We start from the raw sequence: 15,937 nt of genomic DNA, 5'->3' as shown, positions 1-15,937 counted from the left end.
TATAGCAAGAAGAATAATTACATTAGAAAAGATCCGCGCAATTTAACCTGTTAAGAGTAAAGCTAATCTTCAATATTTAAAGTGCAAAAAAGAAACACAGAAGTGAAAAACCTCGGTGTTTCTTTTTTTACGCTTTTGGGTATAGATACTTCTGCGCCCCTATTATAGAAGCGATTTCGAATGTAAGGAATTTGTAAGGAATAGGTAAGAAAAAAGAGATTTTCATTGTTTATGATAAAAATATAAGGAGGCGTGAAAGGGCAAACAAGTATGACCTATATATGAAAAACAAATCAGTAACAAGAGTGTTTTAAGGAAAAGAAGTAATTTCTATGGTTAACATGCATACGGAAAATGTTGGCTTTTTGTCACTAGTAGAGTTGATAACTGTGTGGTTAGTATATGACACAGCTATCAACCATCTATACAATTTAAATAGAGGAGAGGAATGCTTTATGAAAACACGTAGTAAAATTACATGTGCAAGTCTAGCAATTTTAATAGCTGGAAGTTCCCTGTTATACATAACACCAACCTCAATTGTAAAAGCAGAACCCACGCAAAATGTATCTAGTTCGTTACAAACAAGTACTCAACGAGATCGTACTTCCGTTAAGGAAGCAATGCGGGATACACTGCAACTTGGATACCCGGGAATACTCGCTAAAATTTCTAAGAGTGGTAAAACTTGGAGTTATGCCGCTGGGATAGCGGATCTGAGAATCAAGAAACCAATGAAATCAGATTTTCGCTTTCGCATTGGCAGTGTGACGAAAACGTTCATTGCAACAGTTCTACTTCAATTATCTGGAGAGAACCGTTTGAATCTAGACGACTCCATTGAAAAATGGTTGCCTGGTGTCATTCAAGGAAACGGATATGATGGTAACCAGATTACTATCCGGCAGATATTGAATCATACAAGTGGTATTGCTGACTATATAAATTCAAAAGACTTTGATATTATGGATACAAAAAAATCGTATACGGCTGAAGAATTCGTAAAGATGGGGATTTCTCTTCCCCCAGACTTTGCCCCAGGAAAGGGTTGGTCTTATTCAAACACAGGATACGTAGTACTGGGGATCCTTATTGAAAAAGTAACTGGAAACAGCTATGCGGAAGAGGTTGAAAATCGGATTATTGAACCGCTTGATTTGTCAAATACATTCCTACCTGGCAATTCAAGCGTGATTCCAGGCACCAAGCATGCCCGTGGCTATTTCCAACTAGACGGAGCAAGTGAGCTAAAAGACGTTACTTATATTAACCCAGGTAGCTCGGATGGAGATATGATTTCTACTGCTGACGACTTAAACAAATTCTTCTCTTACTTACTCAGTGGCAAATTACTGAAGGAACAGCAACTAAAACAAATGCTTACTACAGTTCCTACAGAAAGAGAAGGAACCGGATATGGTCTTGGAATCTTTGAAACTAAGCTTCCGAACGGTGTCTCGGTATGGGGACACAAAGGTGGCGTTCTAGGGTTTTCCACTTTTGCTGGTGGAACACTTGGAGGCAAGCATACATTGGCCGTCAATTTGAACAGTTTTAACATTAATAATCCTGATCCTTTTAAAAATATTTTACTTGCTGAATTTAGCAAGTAGGAAAAAAGGAAAAACGGATAAATTTTGTCATTTGTAATTTCAATCGGAATGGATTACCGATTGAAATTACAAGGAGAAGAATGGGTACAGAATGAAATTAGTATAGAAGGGATTAAGTATCTAGAGACAATCAAACCAATCATGAAAGATGGCTAAGTAAAAGGATTTATTTATACATTGTCTTCTCTCCAGCCGATTACAAAAGCAACAGATATAATGAGTGATTATTATGTATATATTATTGCATTTGTGTTGGTACCATCACTGATTGTAAATTTGTATAAGGTGTGAAGTCTAATTTAAGACTTCGCACCTTTGCTGTTTAATAGCTTTTATTACGAAGCTATTAAAAATAGAAAAAAGAAGAATGTAACTGGTTATGCGGATGAATCTTGGCACATGCACTATGTAGGAGATTTTGCTGAAAAAATATACAAGAAAAAACTAACTTTAGAGAAATATATGAATGAGAAACAATAAAACTGAAGTAAATTACCATACTTTATTTTAATAACTTTCACACCTGCCTATCTATAAATTTGATAGGCAGGTGTTTTATTTTTGGGTACAAAATTAAATGATTTTATTATCTTCACACATGTAAGCAACAAAGGAATTTATATAAATTATGTCTTGAGAATAAAGATTTAATGTTTTTTTAGTGATCATGAGTTACTTGAACTTCTAGCTGTTCCACAGACATAGTTTTTAGTGTATAGGTAATAAGCTCATTTTTTATATCCTTATTTTATTAATTTGAATATAGGGGGAAGTTCCTTGAGTTTTTTGAAAGAGTTTTAAATTACGGTTATTTTAACCAAAATTTTCATAGAAACACCTTTAAAAAGAACGTAGGTTCGTATACAATGAGAACAAATGTTCTTTTATTAGGAGTGATAACCTTGTATGATTATTCTCTTTTACCGAATCGGATTATTTTATGTGTAGATCTTCGTAGCTTTTATGCAAGCGTATCCTGCATTAAAAAAGGACTTGATCCACGATATACAAAATTGGCTGTCGTAGGAGATGTAAACCGCAGTGGATCAATCGTATTAGCAGCAACACCGCCATTAAAAGCGTTAGGAGTAAAGAAGATGGCAAGGTTGTACGAAATACCGAAGCGACCAGATATTATTATTGTGAATCCAATTATGCATACGTATATGAAATGTTCAAATTACATAACGAGTTTAGCATTGCAGTATGTCGCGCCCGAAGATTTTCATCAATATAGTATCGATGAGTTTTTCATGGATATGACTGCGAGTATTCATTTGTTTGCGAGTAATCCATGCGAGTTTGCTTTAAAGTTCAAGCAAGAAATATATGAACGTACACGGATCGAAAGTACGATTGGTATTGGTCCGAACTTATTATTGAGTAAAGTAGCACTGGATAGTGAGGCGAAGCGGAACAAAACCGGGATTACACAATGGACGTACGACGATATACCCGAGAAGTTATGGAGTATAGGGCCGCTCAGTAAATTTTGGGGTATATCGTACAAAACAGAAGCGAAGTTAAACCGAAAAGGAATTTATACAATCGGTGATCTAGCGAACTATCCACTGAAATATTTAAAACAAAACTTTGGGGTACTCGGAGAAGAATTACACTTACATAGTAACGGTATAGATTTCAGTCGTATATCGGAAAAACATATCCAGGCGGAAAAAACTATCGCTAAGAGCCAGATATTATTACGTGATTATATGATAGATGAGATTCCGATCATTTTGCTCGAGCATACAGAAGAAGTGTGCTATCGATTACGCATGCAAAAGAAACTCGCTCGAACAATCCACCTTTCGATAGGTAGTAGTAAAGGGTACGGTGGTGGCTTTAGAAAAACGCACACGTTCAGTCGGCCGACCAATTTAACGATGGATGTGTATCACGTTTGTACATATTATTTACATAAACTATACACGGGTGAGCCAATTCGAACGGTTCGTATATCACTAACGAATCTAGTCACAGAAGGTGAAGAACAGATGTCGTTATTTGATAACGTAATACAACGAGAAAAAGAAATGAGACTTACGCAGGTCATGGATGAAATCAGAACACGTTTCGGAAAAAATAGCATTTTACGAGGCGTTTCCTATACAGAAAATGCAACTGCGAGATATCGAAACATACTACTAGGGGGACACAAATCATGAATAACGCAAATATGCCAAAAGGAAGAGGTATGGTAAAATGGCAGCCATTTGCAAGTATGCCGGAACAATTTATTGGTATACGCGAAATCATTAAGGAAAATGCAAAAGTGTCACGACCGATCGTAACGCAAGACGTCAAGGAACGAATTGAGAATCGTCTACTAACTTCGTTATTAACCGAAGAAGAACTATTAATTACATACTATGAGGATGGTTACCTACTTACTAGTTATATGACCGTTGTCGATATCGATCCTTTAAAAAAGGAAGTTATATGTACGGATGCATTTCATTATAAGAAGAGGTTTACATTTATAGATGTAATTGACGTAGAATGAGCGTTATTGAACTACAGGAGATTTCATACTTGCTGTACTAGATGAATATGAAATTGGTGAAAACTTCTGTGCGAGCTGGTGAAGAGATAAATGAAAGAGAAAGAAATATATATAGACTTGAAAATAGAGGGAGATACGCTGGGGATGAAAAAGTAAAAACCGTATCAAATATTTATTTGATACGATTTTTACAACTATTAGTTATTATTTTAAGTGGTTAATGGGTGTTAAGCATTTCTAGAAAAAGTAACTATTCATAAAGAGGAAAATGAAAAGGAAGCCTTGTTAATAGCTTCCTTTTATATTGAAAAAGTTATTCATTTATCTTTTCTTCATTCGAAATATCAAAAGAATTTAATATTTTTAATAAAATCATCAAAACAATTGTAGATACAATAGCGATAATTAAAATGCTATTAGGTGATAATTTTACTGATGTTAATTTAATGTTCGACATCAAAAAATATCCTACATATATAGCAAGGAATGAAGTAACCCCTGAGATAGTAAAACCTAAAAATCCTAATTCGTCTATCTTCTTCTCAGATAAACCGAAAAAGCTTAAAATTTTAGTGAAGATACCCGCCAGTATAAACAACTCGAATGATAAAATGAATAATGACAGTATACCTGGGTATACAATTTCATCCGGCATCCATTTTTCTAATATTAGCATAAGAAATGCAGGGAGAAAAATAGGTAAAACTAATCCCGAGACTATAACCAATCCTGCTGTAATATTACTTGTTTTGTTATTATTTTGCTGATTCATAAAGCCTCCAAAAAAATATTAATATCAAAAGGAAGAATATCCTGAAAAAAATCTTATATAGAATACCACAATAAAGTGATTGGATTGAGCTTATTGTGTATTCTGATAACAAAATGTTTCTTTATTGTGAATGATCTTGATAATAAAAGAAAGGGAACTAATGATTATTCGTTAGGATATATATAAGAATCTATACAGGTTCTATGTGTTAATTTTTGATATTAGTAACATAAAAAAGAACGCTTTTATGCGTTCTTAGTATGGTCTTTCGATATCAATCTTCTTTGAATATTTCAAACAAAAATTTTTCCCTATGTTGTAAAAAATAATTTGTTATTTGATAGTGATCAGTCATTTCGTATTCAATTTTTGAAATTTGACCATCATCAAAACTTAAAATATCTGCATCTGGATATCCTAATAAAATTGGCGAATGCGTAGCTATTATGAACTGTGAGTTACCTTTAGAAGCTAAGTCATAAATAATCCTCAATAAAGTTAACTGCCTTGCTGGTGATAAAGCTGCTTCTGGTTCATCTAAAAGATAGATGGATTTCTCCTTAAAACGATGCAAAAATAATGATAAAAAAGATTCGCCATGAGACTGTTTGTGAAGTGATTGGCCACCATAACTTCTAAATTCTTTATCAATTTCATCAATATGAGTGGCGAAGTTGTAAAAAGATTCTGCTCGTAAAAAGAACCCATCAGTTATTTTAGGTAACCAAGAAAGTCTTATATAATCACTGAGAGCAGATTCAGATGCATGAACATCATAAGTATTATTTCGTCCGCCTCCAGCAGTATTGAAATCACATTTATCTGCAATCGCTTCTAATAAAGTAGATTTACCAGAACCATTTTCTCCAACAAAGAAGGTTACACTACTTTCTAACTCTATTTCATGAATATTTTTTATCGAAGGTATTGAAAAAGGATAACAATCAAAAGATGAAATATTTTCACGTAATAATGTAATTCGTTTTAAACCCATTATAATCACCCGCAAAGACTGTATTTAATATAAAAATTTCAGTTGTGTAATTCTATGTTTTATAATATCAAATTACTATCATTATCAACCATCTATTAACCTTACATAACAAATTACATTTTTGTAAGGTTAATAATAAAAAGAATATTATCACAAAGTAATCTCTAATAATAATTAGGAGGAATAAAGCCATGATAAGAACAAAATAAAAATTTCTGCCCCAAAAGCACTGTTTCATCAATTAAAGTAAACTATTATATATAAGAAACCCCCTTGAATATCAAGGGGGTTCAGTATGATTCTGGAGAGGCTCGAACTCACGACCTCCACCCTGTCAAGGTGGCGCTCTCCCTGCTGAGCTACGGGGTCGTAATAAATATTGATGTTGTTTTATGTCTGATAATTCTGTTAAGTAGATTATACATAACTAAGTGTCACATTACAATAGTTTTTAATTGTAATATGTAAACTGTTATATACTATTTGGAAATGAGAAGTGTACGGAAAGGTTGGACGGGTTAGAAGACAGAAAGGTTTATAGAATATGGTTTTTTTAGAAGTGATCATTGCAAGTGTTTAAATGAAAGAAAAGAACGTCCGCTTGTATTATTTCTTCCTAAATTTTAATAAAGGACTTGTATTACTTAATTCAACAAAGAAGGGAAAAAGAAATAAAAAAGGTAAAGCATGAGCACCGAATTCAAATGTATCATCTGAAAGGTATTGTCTTTCTAAACAATAGGGGCAGTCTTTACCATCATTTTGCATGAGAAGTGACCATGTATCTTTTGCTTTCCATTTCGCTTTACAATTCGTACAACGAGTCATAAAACGCCTCCTTTTCCTTTGGTTCATTTTGTTTTCCTAAATATTCCATTTAATTATATACAGAATAAATACTAGAGTAAATGAAATCGGGTAGAAGTTTATATGTATTACGTGTGAACCGGTAATACAGTATTATTGTAAATAATATATATCGGTTTAATTTGAAAAATCGATATAAGCTTATGATCTATAAATAAAAGGAGAGTATCACAATGGTTAAAAAAGTGATTGGTTTTGTTATCGGAGGCCTTGTTTTATTGGGAGTTTTACTCGGCGGCATAATGTGGTTTCATAAAACAGATAAACAAGAAATGAATGTTGAAGAAACTGAGACAATGAAAGAGATAGATAAATCAAAAGATATTGGAATGAAGATAAGAGAAATGCATAGTGATTTAAATACGATTACAGGTTGGGAAAAGTATGAGGATTTTGAGAAAAAGGATGCTCCAGCTTGGGAAAAAAACGAATCGGGATTCAAATTAATTGATACAACGTTAAATGAAGCGGTTTCTTTATGTAAAGGAGATTTGAAAGAAGATTTGGAGCGAGCTAGAAAATTGCTTGCTATTTCAGTTCAAAATCATGATACAACAGCTTTACTATATGTTCACCGTATTTTCCATGATCTTGATATCGGACAAAATAGATTGAAAGAGAAAGATGTGTTTAATAACGCAAAAGCTGGTGCTGGTAATGCGAGTGAAATTCCTACTTATGATGATTATATTAAGCGATATAGCAAATAAATGTTTCATTTCTATTTGTTTTGGTAGGATATTCTTTTTACAATTTCATGGAAATAGTATATAACAGAAATAGAGAATAGATTTATAAATATTCATAGATTAAAGGAGCATATACGAATGGTAAGAAAATCTTTCAAGATGCTTGTATCTAGAAATAGAACAATTTCAATAAATGGCGCGATTCTTGATGTTGATGTTTCTCATGATGAGTTTTTAGATGAGTTTATTGAATGGGTGGATTCAAAGGGCTGGTCCTTTATGGGAATGACTGATGAGATTACAGAAGAGGAAGCTGGAAATAATTTAATAGATTTATTGGCTGATGAGAAGGATAAGAAAGAATGAGTCCTTCTCATTTTTATACATATGATTATGTCCTTTCTTGTAAAATTATGATATAGTGAAAAATGGTAATTATTTTTCCATTTTAATACCAATTTCCTGCCGGATTGGTAGGGTTAGTACATACGGTGAAAAAGAAAATAGAAAAGGGAGAGTCATATGGTAAATTGTAAGAAGATTTCGGTTTTTATTATGGTTATTTGTTTATTCTTTTTAACACCTATGACATTGTATGCTGAAACTAGCACTGCACCAGTACCGGCACCTGGCCAAGGTCCAAATGTGTTTGGTCAGTTTGCAGTTTCAATCGATGCAAAAACAGGGGATGTGTTGTACGACAAAAATGCATATCAACATGCATTTCCGGCAAGTATGACGAAAGTATTGACTGCTATTTTATTAATGGAGCATGTGAAGCCGGAGGAGCAATTTACGTTTTCACAACCTGCATTAGATCAGGAGAAGAGTAATTATCAACTTGAATTTCAAGTAGGGGAAACGATCGATCGGAATACAGCGCTCACAATTTTAATGGTGCTGAGTGCAAATGATGTTTCGTATGCAATTGGTGAACGTGTTGGGGGAAGCATAGAGAACTTTGCGAATATGATGAATGAGAAAGCAAAGCAACTAGGAGCAAAAGATAGCCATTTTATAACACCAAATGGTTTACATGACCCGAATCATTATACGACGGCATATGATATGGCAATGATTACGAGAGGGATTCAGCAATATCCTGAGATTTTACAAGCTATGAATACAAAAAGGATAACGGTTACAACATCTAGACAAACGGTTTCTATTTTTAATAAAGCTACCTATTTTGAAAACCCATACAGTATTGGGGGAAAAACAGGTTTTACAAATGAAGCGCGCAATACACTTGTATTATTAAATGAAAAAGATGGTAATCGTATTATTAATGTGGTGATGGCATCACAAAGACCAGAAATCTACGAAGATATGCGTCAAATTGCAGATCATTCCTTCGCGCAATTTACAAAGCAAATGGTGTTAGATAAAAATAATTGGCATCAGAAAGCATCATATCTAGATAAAAACATAGACTGTGAACTTGAAAAAAGTGCAGAATTGATGTTAAAGAAAGATGAAGGAAAGAATGTGAAAACAGTCTTTAAAGCGGCTCCGGTTGATAATGAAAAACTATATCAAAAAGGGATTCACCGCGGAGATGTCATTGGGACAGTAAATGTGACGAAAAATAATCAAACAATCGAAAGCATTAATGTTCTTTCTAAGGAAGATGTTACATTTGCAATGCCGAAAAAAAACATAAAGCCAGCTGAGCCTACGTATCCATTTGGATTGATGGCAAGTGTCGGAATTGGATGTATTGCTTTCATGATAATCGGTTTATATATGGTAAGACGAGCTAAAAAGAATGCGGTTTCAGAAGGAGAATAGGCAATGAGCAATTGCCTATTTTTTATTGCGTTTTTTGATTGTTCATTATAGTATTGATTTAAGTTCTCTGTTAAGAACAATTCCGGATATCCTAGTTTTACGTGCATATACATAATAAAAAGGAGGAGATACGGATGAAACTAGTTTGGAAGATTATTAGTAACGTTATCTCATTTGTTTTATTTGCGCTCATGGTTTGTTTAGCCTTTGTTGTCATTTCATCAAAGGCGAGCGGCGGAGATCCAACGGTAATGGGATATCAATTTAAAACGGTACTATCTGGATCGATGGAACCAACATTTTTAACCGGTTCAATTATTGCGATTGAACCAACGAAGGATGGATCTAAATATAAAAAAGGTGATGTAATTACTTTTAAAGAAGATGAGAAAAAAATTGTCACTCACCGTATTATTGGCGTGAAAGATGTAAACGGAAAAGTTATGTATGAAACAAAAGGTGACAATAATAATGGCCCAGATTTAAAGCCAGTCTTAGCGGAAAATGTTATTGGAAAATATGATGATATTACAATTCCATATGTGGGATATTTGTTGAATTATGCAAGTTCAAAAGCAGGAGCTGCCTTACTTTTAATTATTCCAGGCGTATGCTTACTTATGTATTCTATCATTTCTATTTTTAGTGCAATCCGCAGCATTGATAATGAAAAGAAAAATAAATCTACAGATGTTGGACAATCTGTGTAATTCCGTTATTTTCTCTATTTTTGAGATTATAAATATTATTGGGGGATATGGACATGACCTTAAAGAAAAAAATGGGAATGGGAATTACATCAGCGCTTTTGGGAGCAGCGTTAATTGGAGGAGGAACATATGCGTACTTTAGCGATAAAGAAGTCTCAAATAATACATTTGCGGCAGGTACGCTTGATTTAACTGCAAATCCGACAGCAATTATTAATGTTAATAATATTAAGCCTGGTGATACAATCATTCGCGATTTTGAATTGGTAAATAGCGGAACAGTAGATATTGAAAAAGTTTTATTATACTCCGAATATAGCGTGAAAGATGCGAAAGGTGACAATACTGAAGATTTTGGTGACCAGATTAAAGTGACGATTTTAAGAAATATGGACAAGGGGCATGCGATTATTAAAGAAAAGAAATTATCTCAATTAACAGGAAAACCATCGGTACCAGTTAATGACGATGCCCTTTCTGAGAGAGTAGATGAGAAGGGAATTAAAGCGGGAAACAAGGATACATTTAAAGTGAAATTCGAGTTTATGGATAATGGAAAAAATCAAAATCAATTCCAAGGAGATACACTTGAGTTGAAATGGACATTCGATGCTCAGCAAACAAAAGGTGAGGAAAAATAAACAGAGGAAAAAGCTATCAAAAACGATAGCTTTTTTTTGATAGATATAAGAGTTAGATGAAGTGAAAAATGATACAGCTTTTTCTTTTCATTTGAATACAACTTCATTATAATGAATATATAAGTTCTTCATAAAGAACGTGAAATGCACGTAGTGGGAGAGGGTATAATGTCAAAAACTTCAAAGAGGATAAAAGCGATGCTCATATTACCATGTATGTGTTCGGCTGCTTTTTATATGGGCTCTCAAATCGTTACTCATACAGAAGCTGCTTTTGTAAAAGAGCAACAGGTTCAAGGTGTTATTTCCGCAGCACCTGTATTTCCGAAAACAATTGATGTATTAAAAAACGATGCTCAGCAGCATGAACAATCTATTTTGCATGCATATGATGAGATGAAGAAGGAGCCAGAAACAACTTCTGTAGAAGCGCTTGAAAAAAAGCTGAACCTCTGGAAAGGGCAGCGTGAAAAGATTGCTCCTGAGCGTGAGGCGTTGCAAAATATATACATAGAGATTGAGAGTTATTATAACCAATTAGTAGAAAGTGAAAAAAATAATCATTTGGAATCTAATCAACAACTCATTCAGTCTACACAAGCTGGTTTAGCGTTTATTAAGAAAGTTTGTGAGAATGTAGATAAGCAAGTGAATTTGCAAAAAATAGATGAACAAATTCAAGAGTTCCAAAAGCAAATAGATGATGAAAAGGCAAAGCAAAAGCTACTTGAGCAATCAAAAGAAGTAGAAAAGCCAGCTGAACAAATCGTACCGCCTGAAAAGAAAGAAGAAGTAGTAACTGTGCAAGAAAAGGATCAGTTAGAAGAGAAAAAGCCTTCACAAGAAGTAGAACCGGAAAATTCGGTATTGCAACAACCAAAAGAGCAATCTAAGGAACAATCGACAAAAGTAGTACAGTAGCAATTCACGGACAGTAACACTGCTATTTTAAAATTTAGTAGGGAGTACTGTCCGTAAAAGCATGATTGGTGATAGGAATCTATTGATTAAAGTTTCACTTCATATTAGTGGAAGAACCTATTGGCAATTGTGGAAATTTTTCATTATAAAAGATATTTATTCTGAATATTATGTAAAAATTTGAGAAACAAATTTAATCTATTTTATGGTTGCAATTACACCTCTGTGTTCTTTATAATGAACATAAGGTAGCTTTTTAAAGAACAGACAGATCCAAGGGGTATTGTACATACATTGACCATAGAAAAAAAACAGTTGTTCTATTAGTTATACCTCTTATCCAATCATTAAGAGATAACAATAAAAAAGCTTAGGGGGAATTTAAAGTGAGTTTAAAGAAAAAATTAGGTATGGGAGTCGCTTCAGCAGCATTAGGATTATCTTTAATCGGTGGGGGAACATTCGCTTACTTTAGTGACAAAGAAGTATCAAACAATACGTTTGCAGCGGGTACATTAGATCTTACTTTGGACCCTAAAACACTTGTAGACATTAAAGATTTAAAACCAGGTGATACTGTTAAGAAAGAGTTCTTATTAAAGAACAGCGGTACATTAGCAATTAAAGATGTGAAATTAGCAACGAAATACGAAGTGAAAGATGCAAAAGGCGATAATGCTGGGGAAGATTTCGGTAAGCATATTAAAGTGAAATTCCTTTGGAACTGGGATAAACAAAGTGAACCTGTATATGAAACAACATTAGCAGATTTACAAAAGGTTGATCCAGATGTTTTAGCGAAAGATATCTTTGCTCCAGAGTGGGGTGAAAATGGCGGTTTAGAAGCTGGAACAGAAGATTACCTATGGGTACAATTTGAGTTTGTAGATAATAAAGACGATCAAAATAAATTCCAAGGCGATGCATTAAACCTAGAATGGACATTTAATGCAAACCAAACAGATGGGGAAGAAAGATAAGAAAATTAAGCGGAAAAGCGGGGAGATTCCCCGCTTTTTTCTTAAATAAAAAAAGAGTGCTCCCCAGTATGCACCCCTTCTCGTATACACTATTTCTGGTTTTGCTTCCATTTTGTAAACTCTAGAAATTCGCGGAATTGCTCTTTTGAAACACCGGAGTTCATGGCTTCTTTGACGAGATGTGTCCATTCCGAGTCCAATTGGCTTTCGGATGTTGTTTTGTCATGGAGGAGCGTGTCAACTGGTATCTGTAGAACATTTGCGATTTTTTCAAGAAATTGAATGGAAGGATTCTTTTGCAAATTACGTTCAATAGAGCTGATGTAAGACTTTGCCACACCGGCTTTTTCAGCAAGCTCTGTTAAAGAAATCCCTCTTTGCAAACGAAGGCGTTTTATACGTTCTCCTATCATCTTTGCGCACCTTTCTGTAAGTATGTAATCGGCTTATGATGTCATTAGTATAACACAAATTTCGCTAAAAAGAACACCTCTGCTAGTTTCCAGTAGGTTGGTTCATACGTTGGAAAAAGTGTTCAATATCTTGAATCGCAATTCCAGCATCTAGAGCTTCGAGCATTAAATCAATCCAATCCTGATCTAGCGTATCTGTCTTTTCTTTGTACAAAGTGTATTCCTCCCTAATGTCTAATTGTCATGTCATAAATCGTACAAAATAAACAATCTTTTAAACACATTATAATATTTCGAAAAGTTAATTTGGTAAAAATAATGTTAATTTATTGTATATTTTGTAGGTAAAACCAATAAAGAAGTTACAATTTCGTCATTCTATAAAGAAATTGTAATAGTTTTATCAAAAATTATCAATATCTTCAGAAATGACTGACACATTGAGAAAAATTTTTATGAATAATATGTAATTTTTACAAAAATATTACGAATTTTACAAAATAACGCAAAATAAAACAAATTATTGAAAAGTTACTGAATTTTTATTATTATCTAAATATTAGTACATATTCTTATTAGGGGAGGAAATGGGATGAAAAAGAAACCATTCAAAGTGTTATCAACACTTGCTTTAGCAGCTGTACTAGGCTGCTCGTTTGGGGCTGGTAGTCAGTCTGTTTATGCAGAAACACCTGCAAAAACACCTACAAGTCCAATTGATGATCATTTAATTCCAGAGGAGCGTTTAGCGGATGCTCTGAAAAAACGTGGAGTAATTGATTCATCAGCTTCAAAAGAAGAAACAAAGAAAGCTGTCGAAAAGTATGTAGAGAAAAAGAAGGGTGACAACCCGGGGAAAGAAGTAACAACTGGTGATTCTGTTACAAAAGAAGCATCTGATTTCTTGAAGAAGGTTAAAGATGCAAAGGCAGATACAAAGGAAAAATTAGAACAGCCAGCAAATGGAAATGGTGCTGGGACAGGTCCAGTTAGAGGTGCCTTAAATGGTAAAGTACCAACGGCTCCTGCAAAAGCAAAAGAGTATAACGGAGAGGTTCGTAAAGATAAAGTACTAGTTTTACTAGTAGAGTATGCAGACTTTAAACATAACAATATCGATAAAGAGCCTGGTTATATGTATTCTGAGGATTTTAATCAGGAACATTATCAAAAAATGTTATTTGGTGACGAACCGTTTAAATTAGAAGATGGGACAAGCATTGAAACATTTAAGAAATATTATGAAGAACAATCTGGCGGTAGCTATACAGTAGATGGAACAGTTACAAAGTGGTTAACAGTTCCAGGTAAAGCGGCTGATTACGGTGCAGATGCTGGAGACGGTGGTCATGATAATAAAGGACCATTAGGACCTCGCGATCTGATCAAAGATGCGTTAAAAGCTGCGGTAGATAGTGGCCTTGATTTATCAGAATTTGATCAATTTGATCAATATGATGTAAACCAAGATGGAAATAAAAATCAAGCAGATGGTTTAATTGACCACTTAATGGTTATCCATGCTGGTGTTGGACAAGAAGCTGGTGGTGGTAAATTAGGTGACGATGCAATTTGGTCACACCGCTGGACAATTGGCCAAAAACCATATGAAATAGAAGGTACACAAGCAAAAGTACCATACTGGAATGGTAAAATGGCAGCATTTGACTACACAATTGAACCTGAAGATGGAGCAGTTGGTGTATTCGCACATGAATACGGTCATGATTTAGGTCTTCCAGATGAGTATGATACAAAGTATTCTGGCGGTGGTGAACCAGTTCAATCATGGTCTATTATGAGTGGTGGTAGCTGGGCAGGTAAAATTGCTGGAACAACACCAACAAGTTTATCTCCACAAAACAAAGAGTTCTTCCAAAAAACAATTGGTGGAAACTGGGCGAATATTGTGGAAGTAGATTATGATAAGTTAAACCGAGGAATTGGTTATGCAACATACTTAGATCAAAGTGTAACAAAAACAGCTCGACCAGGCATGGTTCGTGTTAACTTACCAGATAAAGAGGTAAAAGGAATTGAGCCAGCATTTGGTAAGAAGTACTACTATAGTACAAAAGGTGACGACCTTCATACAACATTAGAAACACCTTTATTTGATTTAACAAAAGCAGCAAATGCAAAGTTTGATTACAAATCGTTGTATGAAATCGAAACAGATTATGATTTCTTAGAAGTACATGCAGTTGCAGAAGATGGCACAAAAACATTAATCGATACGATTGGTAAGAAGAATGTAAAAGATGGTGCAGATACAACTCTTGGAAAATGGGTTGACAAGTCGTATGACTTAAGCCAATTCAAAGGCAAAAAAGTGAAGCTTGTATTTGAATACATTACTGATGGTGGATTAGCATTAAATGGATTTACTCTTGATAATGCAACGCTAACAGTAGATGGTAATGTTGTATTCTCTGATGATGCAGAAGGCGAAACTCAATTTAAGCTAGATGGATTCGTTGTTTCTAACGGAATTGAGCAGAAAAAGCACAACTACTATGTAGAGTGGAGAAACTATGCTGGTTCGGACGAAGCGCTTAAACATGCTCGTGGTCCAGTATACAACACAGGTATGGTTGTATGGTATGCAGACTCTAGCTATACAGATAACTGGGTTGGCGTACATCCAGGATACGGATTCCTTGGCGTAGTTGACTCTCATCCTGAAGCAATTGCAGGAACTTTAAATGGCAAGCCAACATTTAAAGATAGCACACGTTATCAAATTGCTGATGCTGCGTTCTCTTTCGATCAAACACCAGCTTGGAAAGTCGTATCACCAACTCGTGGAACATTTGAATACAATGGATTACCAGGCGTTGCGAAATTCGACGATTCTAAAACTTATATTAACAAACAAATTCCAGATGCAGGACGTATCTTACCGAAACTTGGCCTGAAATTTGAAGTAGTTGGCCAAGCTGATGATAAATCTGCAGGTGCAGTTCGCTTATATCGTTAATTCTGAAGAAGCTGTTGAAAGTTTTCCTTTCAACAGCTTTTTTTCATGAGCAAATGTATT

At 34.4% G+C, this 15,937-nt stretch carries 17 protein-coding genes, 1 tRNA gene and 1 pseudogene; 13 read left to right on the top strand and 6 right to left on the bottom strand.

Annotated features, from left to right (window positions below; genetic code table 11):
* The first annotated feature begins 455 nt into the window (after positions 1-455).
* The 5 genes and pseudogenes from AAIE21_RS08510 to AAIE21_RS08485 all read left to right on the top strand — a co-directional run bounded on the left by AAIE21_RS08510 (position 456) and on the right by AAIE21_RS08485 (position 4,340).
* Positions 456-1,613, top strand: a complete 1,158-nt coding sequence (locus AAIE21_RS08510; protein ID WP_343266356.1) for a serine hydrolase domain-containing protein — start codon at positions 456-458, stop codon at positions 1,611-1,613.
* A gap of 37 nt (positions 1,614-1,650) precedes the next feature.
* Positions 1,651-1,895 (top strand): annotated as a pseudogene (locus tag AAIE21_RS08505) (sensor histidine kinase); the annotation flags it as partial.
* 620 nt (positions 1,896-2,515) lie between these two features.
* Positions 2,516-3,781: a Y-family DNA polymerase gene (locus tag AAIE21_RS08495; RefSeq protein WP_343266355.1), complete on the top strand. Its 1,266-nt coding sequence runs from the start codon at positions 2,516-2,518 to the stop codon at positions 3,779-3,781.
* A complete protein-coding gene (locus AAIE21_RS08490; protein ID WP_343266354.1) occupies positions 3,778-4,119 on the top strand; it encodes a YolD-like family protein in 342 nt (113 codons plus the stop codon). Before AAIE21_RS08495 ends, AAIE21_RS08490 begins: the two co-directional genes overlap by 4 nt.
* A gap of 68 nt (positions 4,120-4,187) precedes the next feature.
* On the top strand, positions 4,188-4,340 hold the full coding sequence (locus AAIE21_RS08485; RefSeq protein WP_343266353.1) for a hypothetical protein: 153 nt from the start codon (positions 4,188-4,190) through the stop codon (positions 4,338-4,340).
* A gap of 92 nt (positions 4,341-4,432) precedes the next feature.
* Here the strand turns inward: AAIE21_RS08485 and AAIE21_RS08480 are convergent, their stop codons facing one another.
* The 4 genes from AAIE21_RS08480 to AAIE21_RS08465 form a co-directional block, all read right to left on the bottom strand.
* Entirely contained in the window at positions 4,433-4,891 is a 459-nt protein-coding gene (locus AAIE21_RS08480) for an epimerase (protein WP_343266352.1), read from the bottom strand.
* Positions 4,892-5,165: 274 nt separating this feature from the next.
* Complete coding sequence (locus AAIE21_RS08475; protein WP_343266351.1) at positions 5,166-5,885, bottom strand: AAA family ATPase; 720 nt, start codon at positions 5,883-5,885, stop codon at positions 5,166-5,168.
* 299 nt (positions 5,886-6,184) lie between these two features.
* A tRNA-Val gene (locus AAIE21_RS08470) sits at positions 6,185-6,248 on the bottom strand.
* A 243-nt stretch (positions 6,249-6,491) separates the two neighbouring features.
* Positions 6,492-6,713, bottom strand: coding sequence for a hypothetical protein (locus tag AAIE21_RS08465; RefSeq protein WP_343266350.1), 222 nt, complete (start codon positions 6,711-6,713; stop codon positions 6,492-6,494).
* 212 nt (positions 6,714-6,925) lie between these two features.
* Between AAIE21_RS08465 and AAIE21_RS08460 the strand changes: the two genes are divergently transcribed.
* From AAIE21_RS08460 to calY, 7 genes are all read left to right on the top strand, one after another.
* Positions 6,926-7,462, top strand: coding sequence for a hypothetical protein (locus AAIE21_RS08460; protein ID WP_343266349.1), 537 nt, complete (start codon positions 6,926-6,928; stop codon positions 7,460-7,462).
* Positions 7,463-7,579: 117 nt separating this feature from the next.
* Entirely contained in the window at positions 7,580-7,807 is a 228-nt protein-coding gene (locus tag AAIE21_RS08455; RefSeq protein ID WP_343266348.1) for a hypothetical protein, read from the top strand.
* Positions 7,808-7,963: 156 nt separating this feature from the next.
* Positions 7,964-9,232 (top strand): D-alanyl-D-alanine carboxypeptidase family protein, encoded by a 1,269-nt coding sequence (locus AAIE21_RS08450; protein ID WP_343266347.1) that lies wholly within the window; start codon positions 7,964-7,966, stop codon positions 9,230-9,232.
* Between the two features lie 134 nt (positions 9,233-9,366).
* The gene (sipW, locus tag AAIE21_RS08445; RefSeq protein ID WP_343266346.1) at positions 9,367-9,942 is read left to right on the top strand and encodes a signal peptidase I SipW; all 576 of its coding nucleotides are present in this window, start codon (positions 9,367-9,369) and stop codon (positions 9,940-9,942) included.
* 53 nt (positions 9,943-9,995) lie between these two features.
* Positions 9,996-10,583, top strand: coding sequence for a TasA family protein (locus tag AAIE21_RS08440; protein ID WP_343266345.1), 588 nt, complete (start codon positions 9,996-9,998; stop codon positions 10,581-10,583).
* Between the two features lie 168 nt (positions 10,584-10,751).
* On the top strand, positions 10,752-11,504 hold the full coding sequence (locus tag AAIE21_RS08435) for a DUF4047 domain-containing protein (RefSeq protein ID WP_343266344.1): 753 nt from the start codon (positions 10,752-10,754) through the stop codon (positions 11,502-11,504).
* 386 nt (positions 11,505-11,890) lie between these two features.
* A complete protein-coding gene (calY, locus tag AAIE21_RS08430; protein WP_343266343.1) occupies positions 11,891-12,484 on the top strand; it encodes a biofilm matrix protein CalY in 594 nt (197 codons plus the stop codon).
* Positions 12,485-12,573: 89 nt separating this feature from the next.
* Here the strand turns inward: calY and AAIE21_RS08425 are convergent, their stop codons facing one another.
* Both AAIE21_RS08425 and AAIE21_RS08420 read right to left on the bottom strand, forming a co-directional pair.
* Positions 12,574-12,897 (bottom strand): helix-turn-helix domain-containing protein, encoded by a 324-nt coding sequence (locus tag AAIE21_RS08425; RefSeq protein WP_343266342.1) that lies wholly within the window; start codon positions 12,895-12,897, stop codon positions 12,574-12,576.
* Positions 12,898-12,979: 82 nt separating this feature from the next.
* Complete coding sequence (locus AAIE21_RS08420; RefSeq protein ID WP_343266341.1) at positions 12,980-13,111, bottom strand: anti-repressor SinI family protein; 132 nt, start codon at positions 13,109-13,111, stop codon at positions 12,980-12,982.
* Positions 13,112-13,489: 378 nt separating this feature from the next.
* Between AAIE21_RS08420 and AAIE21_RS08415 the strand changes: the two genes are divergently transcribed.
* Positions 13,490-15,877, top strand: coding sequence for an immune inhibitor A domain-containing protein (locus AAIE21_RS08415; protein ID WP_343266340.1), 2,388 nt, complete (start codon positions 13,490-13,492; stop codon positions 15,875-15,877).
* The last annotated feature ends 60 nt before the right edge of the window (positions 15,878-15,937 follow it).

Origin of the sequence: Paenibacillus sp. 102 (assembly GCF_039549175.1) — a bacterium.
In the GTDB taxonomy this organism is placed as follows: Bacteria; Bacillota; Bacilli; order Bacillales; family Bacillaceae_G; genus Bacillus_A.
The sequence above is the reverse complement of the archived record's forward strand: the minus strand, read 5'-3'. Positions and strand labels throughout refer to the sequence as shown.